Source organism: Enterobacter sp. IF2SW-B1 (genome assembly GCF_001743375.1).
GTDB classification, from domain to species: Bacteria; Pseudomonadota; Gammaproteobacteria; order Enterobacterales; family Enterobacteriaceae; genus Enterobacter; species Enterobacter bugandensis.
In genome coordinates this window covers 593,939-605,807 of sequence record NZ_MJAA01000002.1, presented here as the reverse complement: position 1 = coordinate 605,807, position 11,869 = coordinate 593,939, and the positions used below count along the sequence as shown (strand labels likewise).

Below are 11,869 nucleotides of genomic sequence, written 5' to 3'. Positions count from 1 at the left end.
GGATTAACCGCACAAACACACACATAACAATCCCCCAACATTCTCAATCATTAGCTATTATGGTTTCCGGAAAAATAATCACTTAACTCACGATTCCTGAAACTAATGACAAAAACATCTCAGGGGCTTAGCCCCGCACTCATCCTTTTAATGTCCGTGGCAACGGGTCTGGCAGTCGCCAGCAACTATTACGCACAACCTCTGCTTGATACTATCGCGCGCGCCTTCGATCTTTCAGCCAGCTCCGCCGGCTTTATCGTCACCGCTGCGCAGCTCGGCTATGCGGCAGGGCTGCTGTTCCTGGTGCCATTGGGCGATATGTTTGAGCGCCGGATGCTTATCGTCTCTATGACGCTTCTGGCGGCAGGCGGCATGCTGATCACCGCCAGCAGCCAGTCGCTGACGATGATGATCGTCGGTACCGCGCTAACGGGGCTTTTCTCCGTCGTCGCGCAAATCCTGGTGCCTCTCGCCGCAACGCTCGCCTCGCCGGAAAAACGCGGCAAGGTGGTCGGCACTATCATGAGCGGCCTGCTGCTGGGCATTCTGCTGGCGCGAACCGTTGCCGGGCTGCTGGCAAGCCTCGGTGGCTGGCGCACCGTCTACTGGGTGGCGAGCGTATTGATGGTGGTGATGGCGCTGGCGCTGTGGCGCGGGCTGCCGAAGGTGAAGCAGGAGAACCACCTGAATTACCCGCAGCTTCTGGCCTCCGTGTTTAGCCTGTTCACGCAGGATAAACTGCTGCGCACCCGCGCTCTGCTGGGGTGTTTAACCTTCGCCAACTTCAGCATTCTCTGGACGTCGATGGCATTTCTGCTGGCAGCACCGCCGTTCAATTATTCCGAAGGGGTGATTGGTCTGTTCGGTCTGGCCGGTGCAGCAGGTGCACTGGGCGCTCGCCCGGCAGGCGGGCTGGCTGATAAAGGCAAATCGCACATGACCACGACAGCCGGACTGATTTTGCTCCTGCTCTCCTGGGCGGCCATCTGGTATGGGCACGTCTCGGTGCTGGCGCTGATCGTCGGTATTCTGGTGCTCGATCTCACCGTACAGGGTGTTCACATCACCAACCAGACCGTGATTTACCGCGTGAAGCCCGAGGCGCGTAACCGCCTCACGGCCGGATACATGACCAGCTACTTCATTGGTGGTGCGGCGGGTTCGTTAATATCAGCGTCGGCGTGGCAGCATGCCGGCTGGTCAGGTGTGTGCGGGATAGGGGCACTCGTCGCCGCGCTTAACCTGGTTGTATGGTGGCGCGGCTATCATCGTCAGGAAGCAATTCATTAAGTTTTACATTGCTTTGGGCCTCTTAGGGTGTAAAGGGGCCCGGCAGTCTGTTAATGTAAACGTAATCATTTATCCCAGAAATTTTAATGTGGGTGACATATCTACAATTGGCATGAATAGTTCAGACCCCCGTCCCCACATCCTCTCTTCAGCGGGTTTATACCCTACGCTTTCTGTGCTCACCGGGTCACGGACTTACCCGGCGCTCTTTGATGGTGGCATTCGTTTGGCGGATATAACCGCACAAATAATTCATTTACATTATTTGTCACCATCGTTACTATATCGGCTGTAATTAATGAGGTTATGCCCAAAATGGATAGTTCGTTTACGCCCATTGAACAAATGCTTAAATTCCGCGCCAGTCGTCATGAGGACTTCCCGTATCAGGAAATCCTGCTGACCCGCCTGTGCATGCACATGCAGGGTAAGCTGCTGGAAAATCGTAATAAAATGCTGAAAGCTCAAGGGATTAACGAGACGTTGTTTATGGCGTTGATTACGCTGGAGTCTCAGGAAAACCATAGCATTCAGCCTTCTGAGCTGAGCTGCGCGCTGGGATCGTCCCGTACCAATGCGACCCGTATTGCCGATGAGCTGGAAAAGCGCGGCTGGATTGAGCGCCGTGAAAGCGATAACGATCGCCGCTGCCTGCATCTGCAATTGACCGATAAAGGTCACCAGTTCCTGCGTGAGGTGCTGCCACCTCAGCACAATTGCCTGCACAAACTCTGGTCTGCCCTCAGTACTTCCGAGCGCGACCAGCTTGAGCATATCACTCGCAAGCTGCTCACCCGTCTGGACCAGATGGATGAAGAAGGCGCTGTTCTTGAGGCGCTGCGCTAACGCGACGACACGCTCAACAATCCAGATTTATATAAGAAAACCGACAGGCCAGCACGTCACACTGCTGGCCTTTCTGACAACAGGTCGGCTCAGCCGATGTGAAAATAAGAAGATCGTGGAGAACAACAATGAGCGCAAATGCGGAGAGCACTACCCCGCAGCAACCGGCCAATAAGAAAGGCAAACGTAAAAGTGCCCTTCTTCTGTTGACCTTGCTCTTTATTATTATTGCCGTGGCATATGGGATCTATTGGTTTTTAGTATTGCGTCATGCAGAAGAGACTGACGACGCATACGTGGCAGGGAACCAGGTACAGATTATGGCGCAGGTGTCGGGCAGCGTGACGAAAGTCTGGGCTGACAATACCGACTTTGTGCAAAAAGGCGATGTGTTGGTGACCCTCGATCCAACCGACGCCCAACAGGCCTTTGAGAAAGCCCAGACCGCGCTGGCCTCCAGCGTCCGTCAGACCCGCCAGCTGATGATCAACAGTAAACAGCTGCAGGCCAACATCGACGTGCAGAAAACCGCACTTGCGCAGGCGCAGAGCGACCTGAACCGCCGTGTACCGCTCGGCACCGCTAACCTGATTGGCCGTGAAGAGCTGCAGCACGCGCGCGACGCGGTTGCCAGTGCCCAGGCACAGCTGGACGTGGCGATTCAACAGTACAACGCCAACCAGGCGATGGTGCTCGGCACCAGCCTCGAAAACCAGCCCGCCGTACAACAGGCGGCGACTGAAGTACGCAACGCATGGCTTGCCCTGCAGCGTACCAAAATCGTCAGTCCGATGACCGGCTACGTCTCCCGCCGTTCCGTCCAGCCAGGGGCGCAGATTAGCCCGACCACGCCGCTGATGGCGGTCGTGCCGGCAGACAACCTGTGGGTAGACGCCAACTTTAAAGAGACGCAGCTCGCCCATATGCGTATCGGCCAGACCGCGACGGTCGTCAGCGACATCTACGGCGATGACGTGAAGTACACCGGGAAAGTGGTGGGTCTGGATATGGGGACCGGCAGCGCCTTCTCCCTGTTGCCTGCGCAAAACGCCACCGGTAACTGGATTAAAGTGGTTCAGCGTCTGCCCGTGCGTATCGAGCTGGATGCCAAACAGCTGGCGGATCACCCGCTGCGTATCGGCCTCTCCACGCTTGTGACGGTCGATACCGCCAACCGCGACGGTCAGATCCTGGCAAGCCAGGTGCGTAGCAGCCCGGTTTATGAAAGTAACGCCCGTGAAATTAGCCTCGATCCGGTCAACAAACTGATCGATGACATCGTGAAGGCAAACGCCGGTTAATCCGAAGGTGAGCGTTATGCAACAGCAAAAGCCGCAAAAACCGCTGGAAGGCGCGCAGCTGGTCATTATGACCATTGCGCTGTCGCTGGCGACATTCATGCAGGTGCTGGACTCCACCATCGCAAACGTGGCGATCCCAACCATCGCCGGCAACCTTGGCTCGTCGCTCAGCCAGGGGACCTGGGTCATTACTTCGTTTGGGGTGGCAAACGCCATCTCCATCCCTATCACCGGCTGGCTGGCGAAGCGCGTCGGTGAGGTGAAGCTGTTCCTCTGGTCCACGGTAGCGTTTGTTCTTGCCTCCTGGGCGTGCGGCATGTCCAGCAGCCTGACGATGCTGATTTTCTTCCGCGTCATTCAGGGGATTGTCGCCGGGCCGCTGATCCCGCTGTCGCAGAGTTTGCTGCTGAGCAACTACCCCCCAGCAAAACGTTCGGTCGCGCTGGCGCTGTGGTCAATGACCGTTATCGTCGCGCCTATCTGCGGACCGATTCTGGGCGGGTACATCAGCGATAACTACCACTGGGGCTGGATCTTCTTTATCAACGTACCGATTGGCGCCGTCGTGGTATTGATGACGCTGCAGTCGCTGCGGGGACGAGAGACGCGCACCGAACAGCGCCGTATCGACAGCATCGGGCTGGCGCTGCTGATCCTGGGTATCGGCAGTCTGCAGATCATGCTCGACCGCGGTAAAGAGCTCGACTGGTTCAACTCGCAGGAGATCATCATCCTGACCATTGTCGCGGTGGTGTCGATAAGCTTCCTGATTGTCTGGGAGCTGACGGACGACAACCCGATTGTCGATCTCTCGCTCTTCAAATCGCGAAACTTCACCATCGGCTGCCTGTGTATCAGCCTCGCCTATATGCTCTACTTCGGCGCGATTGTTCTGCTGCCGCAGCTGTTGCAGGAAGTGTATGGCTATACCGCGACCTGGGCGGGTCTGGCCTCAGCGCCCGTTGGGGTGATCCCGGTTCTGCTGTCGCCGATTATTGGCCGCTTCGCCCACAAGCTCGACATGCGTCGGCTGGTGACGTTCAGCTTCATTATGTACGCCGTGTGCTTCTACTGGCGCGCGTATACCTTTGAGCCGGGAATGGACTTTGGCGCCTCGGCGTGGCCGCAGTTTATTCAGGGCTTTGCGGTGGCGTGCTTCTTTATGCCGCTGACCACCATTACGCTCTCTGGCCTGCCGCCTGAGCGTCTGGCGGCGGCATCAAGCCTGTCGAACTTCACCCGTACGCTAGCGGGTTCCATCGGGACGTCGATCACCACCACCCTGTGGACCAACCGTGAATCGATGCACCATGCCCAACTGACCGAAGCGGTGAACCCGTACAATCCGAATGCCCAGCAGATGTACAGTCAGCTTCAGGGCATGGGGATGACGGAGCAGCAGGCGTCCGGCTGGATTGCCCAGCAGATCACCAACCAGGGACTGATTATCTCGGCCAACGAGATTTTCTGGATATCGGCGGGGATCTTCATCGTCCTGCTGGGGCTGGTGTGGTTTGCCAGACCGCCGTTTGGCGCCGGTGGCGGCGGCGGAGGGGCGCACTGATTCGCGTTGTCCAGAACGCGACAGCGATTGTCAGTTTCGATAAAGCAGCGCTCCTGAAATCACTTCACGATAGTGAAAAGACAACAGGAGCGCATCATGCTGAACACACCCGCCGACAAATACCAGCCTTATCCCACCGTTTCATTGCCCGACCGCCGCTGGCCGGAGCAGACCATCACCCGCGCGCCGCGCTGGCTCTCGACAGACTTACGCGACGGCAACCAGGCGCTTGCCGAGCCGATGGACAGCGCGCGCAAGCTGCAGTTCTGGGATTTGCTGCTGGGCTGCGGATTTAAAGAGATTGAGGTCGCCTTCCCGTCCGCCTCGCAGACCGACTTCAACTTTGTCCGCCAGCTCATCGAAGAGAACCGCATTCCGGATGACGTCACGATTCAGGTGTTAACACAGGCGCGGGAAGATCTTATCCATCGTACTTTTGAATCCCTGCGCGGCGCGAAGCAGGCCACCGTCCACCTGTATAACGCCACCGCCCCGCTGTTCCGCCGCCTGGTGTTCGGCATGGAGAAAGCGCAGATCGTCGAGCTGGCAACCCGCGCCACGCGGCTTATCCGCCAGCTTTGTGAAGAGAACCCTGAAACCCGCTGGCAGTACGAGTACTCCCCGGAAACCTTCTGCTTTACCGAGCCGGAGTTTGCACTGGAGATTTGTGAAGCCGTGGCGGAGATCTGGCAGCCGTGCGATGAACGGCCAATGGTGATCAACTTACCCGCTACCGTCGAGGTCAGTACGCCGAACGTCTATGCCGATCAGATAGAGTATTTCTGCCGCCACTTCAGCCGTCGCCGCGACGTTTGCATCAGCGTGCATCCGCATAACGACCGCGGAACGGGCGTCGCCAGCGCGGAGCTGGCGGTGATGGCCGGGGCCGACCGCGTAGAGGGCTGCCTTTTTGGCAACGGCGAACGCACGGGCAACGTTTGCCTGGTAACGCTGGCGATGAACCTCTACAGCCAGGGCATTAGTCCCAATCTGGACTTTAGCGATATGAATCGGGTGGTCGAAACGGTAGAGACCTGCAACCAGTTGCCTGTCCATCCGCGCCATCCGTGGGCAGGACGGCTGGCCTATACCGCCTTCTCCGGCTCGCATCAGGACGCCATCAAGAAAGGCTTTGATGCCCGCAGGCCTGGCGATCGCTGGGAGATGCCCTATCTGCCCGTCGATCCGCAGGACATCGGCTGCACCTACGAAGCGGTGATCCGCGTGAACAGCCAGTCAGGAAAAAGCGGCAGCGCCTGGCTTATTGAGCAAAACCACGGCCTGAAGCTGCCCCGCGCCCTGCAGCAGGATTTTAGCCAGCACGTGCAGCAGGAAACGGATCGCCACGGGAAAGAAATGACGCAGAACGCGCTGTGGCAGCTATTCCGCACCCGCTACGGGCTGGTAACGACGCCGCAGCTGGCGCTGCAATCCTACCGCAGCGACGGCCAGCAGGACGGCCAGCTGCGGCTGACGGCAAGCGTCGTCACGCAGGGGGGAACGCGCCAGCTGGAGGGTCAGGGCAATGGTCTGCTCTCCGCTGCCGCGCAGGGCCTGAGCCGCTGGGTCAACGCGCCGTTTATGATTAAGGATTATCACGAACATACGCTGGGCGAACGCAGCGACAGCCGATCGGTGGCCTATATCCGCTGCCTGTTCCAGGACGGCACCAGCAGCTGGGGCGTGGGCATTGACAGCGACGTGGCGCGCGCGTCGCTTCAGGCGCTGTTTAACGCGGTCAGTCGTTCTTAAAGTAATCGCTGGGTGAGATACCCATCGTCCGGCGGAACATCGCCGTAAAGGCGCTGTGGCTGCCGTATCCCAGATCCAGCGCCACGCGCAGCACCGGCTGGCCCTGGGCCAGCCGCACTAAGGCTTCCAGCAGGCGCGCCCTTCTCACCCACTCGCCGTAGCTTAACCCGGTCTGCTGCTGAAAATGGCGGTTCAGCGTACGCTCGCTCATGCCGAGCAAGCTCGCGCTCTGTTGACCGCTCCAGCTTTCACCTGGTAACTGACGGACCTGCCGACACAGCTGGCGTAACGCTTCACTTTCCGGTTCCGGCAGGTGAAACGGCAGCACCGGCATGATGCGAATTTCATCCAGAATGAGCTCATACACGCGCTCGTCACGGCTTCCCGGCGAGTACGACTCCGGTAGCGTCAGGGAGGTGAGGATCAGCTCGCGCAGCAGCGGGGAGATCTGCACGATCTGACAGGTCGCCGGGAGATCGGCTCGCGCCAGCGGATCGATAAACAGCGTGCGGGCTGCAACGTTGCCGGTGATGCGAAGCGAGTGCTGTGTTCCCGCCGGTAGCCAGACGCCGCGCCCGGGCGGCACTACCCAGCAGCCGGATGCGGTATCGACCCGCACGACGCCCGTCAGGCTGTGCAGCAGCTGCGCGCAGTCGTGCTCATGCCACGGCTCGCTATCGCCATGAGCATAATCATGCGAAAACGGCACAAGTGGGCGATGGGTAAAGGAGAAGGTGGTGGTTGTCGTCATGAGGATTGTAGGCCCGGCCAGCGAAGCGCCACCGGGCATCCACAGGCACAATACTAGATGTGCAGTTCCTGCAGTTTTTCTTTTGGCAGGGCCAGCTCTTCATTGCTGTTCACGCGAACGTCACGCTCGATGATGTGACGGGCAATTTCCTGGGCTTCTTCCAGAGAGTGCATCTGGTAAGTGCCGCACTGGTAAACGTTCAGCTCAGGGATCTGGTTCTGCTCTTTCACTTTCAGCACGTCTTCCATCGCCGCTTTCCACGCATCGGCGACGCGTTTCTCTTCAGGCTGACCAATCAGGCTCATGTAGAAGCCGGTACGGCAGCCCATCGGAGAGATGTCGATGATCTCAACGCCGTTACCGTTCAGGTGGTCACGCATGAAACCGGCGAACAGGTGTTCGAGGGTGTGAATGCCTTTCTCCGGCATCACTTCTTTATTCGGCACGCAGAAGCGCAGATCGAAGACGGTGATCGTGTCGCCGTGCGGGGTGTGCATGGTCTTCGCCACGCGGACTGCAGGTGCTTCCATACGGGTATGGTCGACAGTAAAGCTATCTAATAACGGCATACGTCACCTCCGATAGTGATTTTTTTTAAAATAAACTGAACTCTTCTACAGAATGCACGTCTGAGTATATGAAAGACGCGCATTTGTTATCATCATCCCTGAATTCAGAGATGTATATTTTGGCCACAGCGATGTGGCCTTTTTCTTTTCTGCTTAAGCCTGCTTCGCCAGAAACGCCTCAAACGACTCCGTATCCGCCGCTTCAACCTCTTTCTGACGCACCAGGGACGCGTCGCGCTCCGCGACAAAATCCGCTTCGCTCAGGATCTCTAACGGCTCCTGCATCAGCATCTCACGGTACTCCGCTGAGAGTGAACGCCCCGTGCCGCCAATCCCCTGCTCGATCATGGTGCGCAAAATGCGTGCAGAGAACGTCAGTTCCGGGTTATCAAAGCATTCCACCAGCTGGTCGCAAATCTGTTGATACGCGTCGCCGCCGTCGATGCTGTCTAGGGTGCGGGCAACACGCTTCAGGTCACGGAACAGATCCTTACCTACCTTAGCCAGCGGGAACTGCGCTGTTTCGCAGCCAATACCCAGCGTCAGACCCGGTTTACGGCCTTCCAGAATCACGCGGTTCCAGTTCGTGCGCGTACAAAGCAGTTCGTCTGAACTCATTTCCGGCGCATCCGCCAGCGCGCACCAGACCATAAACAGATCCAGGAAGCGAACCTGCTGCTCGTCAACGCCAATCGGTGAGAACGGGTTGATGTCCAGCGAGCGCACTTCAATGTATTCAATGCCGCCGCGCTGCAGCGCATCCGACGGCGTTTCACCGCTGCGCGTCACGCGCTTCGGACGAATTGGCGCATACAGTTCGTTTTCAATCTGCAATACGTTGCTGTTGATTTGCAGGCGCTTTCCGTCTTTTTCGAGGCCGATTTTCGCGTACTCTTCCGACGGAGTTTTAATCGCCCGCTTCAATCCTGCCACATATTCGTGCAATTCGTTAAACGTAATACCGAGATTGCTTTGCGATTTATTGGTATAGCCCAGATCGCTCATGCGCAGAGAAGTCGCGTACGGGAGATAGTACATGCCGCACTCGGTTATTTCGAACGGCAGCGTGGTCGGTTTCCCCTGCAGGAACGATGAACAAATGGCAGGCGACGCGCCAAACAGATACGGAATCACCCAGCCAAAACGGTAATAGTTGCGGATCAGACGGAAATAACCGGCGGAGATCGCTTCTTTATCCGTTTCTCCCCCCTTCGCCTGCCAGAACGCCATCGGCAAAGAGAAATTGTAGTGCACGCCAGAGATCGTCTGCATCAGCGCGCCGTAGCGATTTTTAAGACCTTCGCGATAGAGCGTTTTCAGCCGACCAATGTTTGACGTGCCGTACTGCGCCAGCTCAATCTCCTGGCCCTGCTCGATATAGCACGGCATGCTGAGCGGCCACATACGCTCATCGCCGAGATTGCGCGCGGTGTAGCGATGGATGTCGCGCAGGATCGTCAGCATATGATCAATATCGCCGTCCACCGGCGTAATGAACTCCAGCAGCGCTTCAGCGAAATCGGTTGTGATCCATTTATGTGTCAGCGCCGAGCCTAACGCCTTCGGGTGACCCGTCGTCGCTAAGCTACCGTCCGCGTTAACGCGCAGCGTTTCACGCTCAAGACCACGCTGAATACCCTTCAGAGCCTGAGGGTGGTTTTCCAGCCAGGCCAGCGCCTGAGATACGTCCGGGATCAAATTGACCTCCCGCCTGTCAAAGTAATGTTACTCAGCATAATTGTAATGGTTGACGATTGAAGGTCGCGTATTCATTCCACCAATTAGTGCCACCACGTCATACCCTGTAGTGTTGCCCACGCCACGAGAACATAGCGCAACGCCTTGCCAAGGCACAAAAAAAAGAGCACCGGTCCCCAGGAGATGCGCATCCATCCCGCCAGCAAACACAGTAAATCGCCTATTACAGGCATCCAGCTTAATAACAGCGTGGCAGCGCCATAGCGTTTTAGCCAGCCGACTGCCTTTTCCTGCCAGCGCGATTTTTCGCGCAGCGGAAAGAAACGCCCAAGAATAACGTTAGTCAGCCCTCCAAGGCTATTACCCATTGTTGCTATTAATACAAGCAGCCAGGGCTGACTCACGCCGGACAACAGCATCGCCACCAGTACCACTTCCGAATTTCCCGGTAACAGCGTGGCGCTTAGAAAACTGCTGGCGAATAATGAGGCAAGTGACAGCGCGTCACTCACAGTAAGCGCACATCCACCGCCGCCATTCCGGCATCACGCGCGGCCCGAATACCGAAGTCGGCATCTTCAAACACGACGCATTTTGCCGCCGGTACGCCCATTAATTCTGCGCAAAGCAGGAAGGTGTCCGGCGCGGGCTTGTGATTTTTAACATGATCGGCGGCCACCACGGCAGAAAAATAGTGGCGCAGGCCAAGATGGTTGAGCAACGCTTCTGCTATCGCGCTCTCGCTGCCCGTCCCGACAGACATCGGGCGACGCCCGTGCCACTCTTTTACCACATCAATCAGTGGCAGAGGGCGTACGGTATCTAAAAGCATGGCTTTTACCGCATCGGTTTTTTCACGCGCGAGAAGGTGTGGGTCGAGATCGGCCTGATTCAGTTCAATCACGGCCTGCGCAATACGCCAGGTTGGGGATCCGTTGAGGGCAATCATCGCCTGAAGGTCGAAACGCATGCCGTAGCGGCCAAGGACCTCGGTCCAGGCTTGACGATGCGTGGGTTCAGTATCCAGGATGGTGCCATCCATGTCGAAGATCAAACCGTCATACTGTGCGTACATCGTGCTCTCGCTAAACGATTAACAAAGCATTACTTTATCGTAAAAGGGGGTTTTTGTCGCTGATTGAGAAGTGATAACTACGAGAGTGATTAAGAACTAAACATCGAAGGTAATAACAGAAGGGATGGTGCATCCGGGAGGATTCGAACCTCCGACCGCTCGGTTCGTAGCCGAGTACTCTATCCAGCTGAGCTACGGATGCATCGGGGAAATGCTTTTAGAAACAGTAAATGGTGCATCCGGGAGGATTACTCGGCTGCGCCTCGCCCTTCGGGCCGTTGCTAAAGCAACGTTATCCTCCCTGGTGCTTGCGATTAACTCGCAGACCTTGAAAAAACAGCATCGCTGTTATCTCGGAGAATATGGTGCATCCGGGAGGATTCGAACCTCCGACCGCTCGGTTCGTAGCCGAGTACTCTATCCAGCTGAGCTACGGATGCATCAGGGAACTGCTTTCAGAAATAGTAAATGGTGCATCCGGGAGGATTCGAACCTCCGACCGCTCGGTTCGTAGCCGAGTACTCTATCCAGCTGAGCTACGGATGCATCGGGATTTACTACTGTACTGCTCGATATTCATATCACTTCGAAAGCAATATGAAGTAATAGATGGTGCATCCGGGAGGATTCGAACCTCCGACCGCTCGGTTCGTAGCCGAGTACTCTATCCAGCTGAGCTACGGATGCAAAATGGCGGTGAGGCGGGGATTCGAACCCCGGATGCAGCTTTTGACCGCATACTCCCTTAGCAGGGGAGCGCCTTCAGCCTCTCGGCCACCTCACCACACAACGCCTCTTTCGAGTGCTTCGAGTGACTCGTTAAGAGCTTCTCGTCGCTGCGTGGCGCATATATTACTTTCTGGGACTTATAAGTCAAACAATTTTCCAAAAGCTTTTATCGTTTGCACAAATCACACGCAATTCGCATGTAAAAGCCGCAAAGAGGGTGTTTTATAAGCGGATTTTGCAGGCAACGCCACAGAAAACATCTGCCGAAATGGCGGTATTGAGACGAGTTAAGGG

General features: G+C 56.8%; 10 protein-coding genes and 5 tRNA genes. 5 read left to right on the top strand and 10 right to left on the bottom strand.

Annotation, left to right across the window (positions count from 1 at the left end; all coding sequences use genetic code 11):
• Nucleotides 1-105 precede the first annotated feature (105 nt).
• The 5 genes from A6013_RS07280 to leuA all read left to right on the top strand — a co-directional run bounded on the left by A6013_RS07280 (nucleotide 106) and on the right by leuA (nucleotide 6,753).
• Nucleotides 106-1,290, top strand: coding sequence for an MFS transporter (locus A6013_RS07280; RefSeq protein ID WP_028014180.1), 1,185 nt, complete (start codon nucleotides 106-108; stop codon nucleotides 1,288-1,290).
• Nucleotides 1,291-1,605: 315 nt separating this feature from the next.
• A complete protein-coding gene (mprA, locus tag A6013_RS07275) occupies nucleotides 1,606-2,136 on the top strand; it encodes a transcriptional repressor MprA (protein ID WP_041911975.1) in 531 nt (176 codons plus the stop codon).
• Between the two features lie 128 nt (nucleotides 2,137-2,264).
• Nucleotides 2,265-3,437: a multidrug efflux MFS transporter periplasmic adaptor subunit EmrA gene (emrA, locus tag A6013_RS07270; RefSeq protein ID WP_021241959.1), complete on the top strand. Its 1,173-nt coding sequence runs from the start codon at nucleotides 2,265-2,267 to the stop codon at nucleotides 3,435-3,437.
• A gap of 16 nt (nucleotides 3,438-3,453) precedes the next feature.
• A complete protein-coding gene (emrB, locus tag A6013_RS07265) occupies nucleotides 3,454-5,001 on the top strand; it encodes a multidrug efflux MFS transporter permease subunit EmrB (RefSeq protein WP_028014182.1) in 1,548 nt (515 codons plus the stop codon).
• Between the two features lie 96 nt (nucleotides 5,002-5,097).
• A complete protein-coding gene (leuA, locus tag A6013_RS07260) occupies nucleotides 5,098-6,753 on the top strand; it encodes a 2-isopropylmalate synthase (protein ID WP_063437569.1) in 1,656 nt (551 codons plus the stop codon).
• Here leuA and A6013_RS07255 read toward each other — a convergent pair.
• The 10 genes from A6013_RS07255 to A6013_RS07210 all read right to left on the bottom strand — a co-directional run bounded on the left by A6013_RS07255 (nucleotide 6,740) and on the right by A6013_RS07210 (nucleotide 11,630).
• Nucleotides 6,740-7,504 carry a helix-turn-helix domain-containing protein gene (locus A6013_RS07255; RefSeq protein WP_028014184.1) on the bottom strand — a complete coding sequence of 255 codons (765 nt, stop codon included), beginning with the start codon at nucleotides 7,502-7,504 and terminating at the stop codon, nucleotides 6,740-6,742. The two genes, leuA and A6013_RS07255, sit on opposite strands and share 14 nt — an antisense overlap.
• 53 nt (nucleotides 7,505-7,557) lie before the next feature.
• Nucleotides 7,558-8,073, bottom strand: coding sequence for an S-ribosylhomocysteine lyase (gene luxS / locus A6013_RS07250; protein WP_008499539.1), 516 nt, complete (start codon nucleotides 8,071-8,073; stop codon nucleotides 7,558-7,560).
• Nucleotides 8,074-8,226: 153 nt separating this feature from the next.
• Nucleotides 8,227-9,771 (bottom strand): glutamate--cysteine ligase, encoded by a 1,545-nt coding sequence (gshA, locus tag A6013_RS07245; protein ID WP_069732787.1) that lies wholly within the window; start codon nucleotides 9,769-9,771, stop codon nucleotides 8,227-8,229.
• An 83-nt stretch (nucleotides 9,772-9,854) separates the two neighbouring features.
• Entirely contained in the window at nucleotides 9,855-10,283 is a 429-nt protein-coding gene (locus A6013_RS07240; RefSeq protein WP_008499541.1) for a YqaA family protein, read from the bottom strand.
• On the bottom strand, nucleotides 10,280-10,846 hold the full coding sequence (gene yqaB, locus A6013_RS07235; RefSeq protein WP_069732786.1) for a fructose-1-phosphate/6-phosphogluconate phosphatase: 567 nt from the start codon (nucleotides 10,844-10,846) through the stop codon (nucleotides 10,280-10,282). The genes A6013_RS07240 and yqaB overlap by 4 nt, the downstream gene beginning before the upstream one ends.
• 125 nt (nucleotides 10,847-10,971) lie before the next feature.
• A tRNA-Arg gene (locus A6013_RS07230) sits at nucleotides 10,972-11,048 on the bottom strand.
• Nucleotides 11,049-11,209: 161 nt separating this feature from the next.
• A tRNA-Arg gene (locus tag A6013_RS07225) sits at nucleotides 11,210-11,286 on the bottom strand.
• A 29-nt stretch (nucleotides 11,287-11,315) separates the two neighbouring features.
• Nucleotides 11,316-11,392, bottom strand: a tRNA-Arg gene (locus tag A6013_RS07220).
• A gap of 64 nt (nucleotides 11,393-11,456) precedes the next feature.
• Nucleotides 11,457-11,533: transfer RNA gene (locus tag A6013_RS07215), tRNA-Arg, on the bottom strand.
• 4 nt (nucleotides 11,534-11,537) lie between these two features.
• Nucleotides 11,538-11,630, bottom strand: a tRNA-Ser gene (locus A6013_RS07210).
• Nucleotides 11,631-11,869 lie beyond the last annotated feature (239 nt).

Excerpts from the sequence above, each read along its gene's own strand:
- luxS (WP_008499539.1), bottom strand. The coding sequence starts at position 8,073 with ATGCCGTTATTAGATAGCTTTACTGTCGACCATACCCGTATGGAAGCA.
- emrA (WP_021241959.1), top strand. The coding sequence starts at position 2,265 with ATGAGCGCAAATGCGGAGAGCACTACCCCGCAGCAACCGGCCAATAAG.
- A6013_RS07280 (WP_028014180.1), top strand. The coding sequence starts at position 106 with ATGACAAAAACATCTCAGGGGCTTAGCCCCGCACTCATCCTTTTAATG.
- A6013_RS07255 (WP_028014184.1), bottom strand. The coding sequence starts at position 7,504 with ATGACGACAACCACCACCTTCTCCTTTACCCATCGCCCACTTGTGCCG.
- mprA (WP_041911975.1), top strand. The coding sequence starts at position 1,606 with ATGGATAGTTCGTTTACGCCCATTGAACAAATGCTTAAATTCCGCGCC.
- leuA (WP_063437569.1), top strand. The coding sequence starts at position 5,098 with ATGCTGAACACACCCGCCGACAAATACCAGCCTTATCCCACCGTTTCA.
- yqaB (WP_069732786.1), bottom strand. The coding sequence starts at position 10,846 with ATGTACGCACAGTATGACGGTTTGATCTTCGACATGGATGGCACCATC.
- emrB (WP_028014182.1), top strand. The coding sequence starts at position 3,454 with ATGCAACAGCAAAAGCCGCAAAAACCGCTGGAAGGCGCGCAGCTGGTC.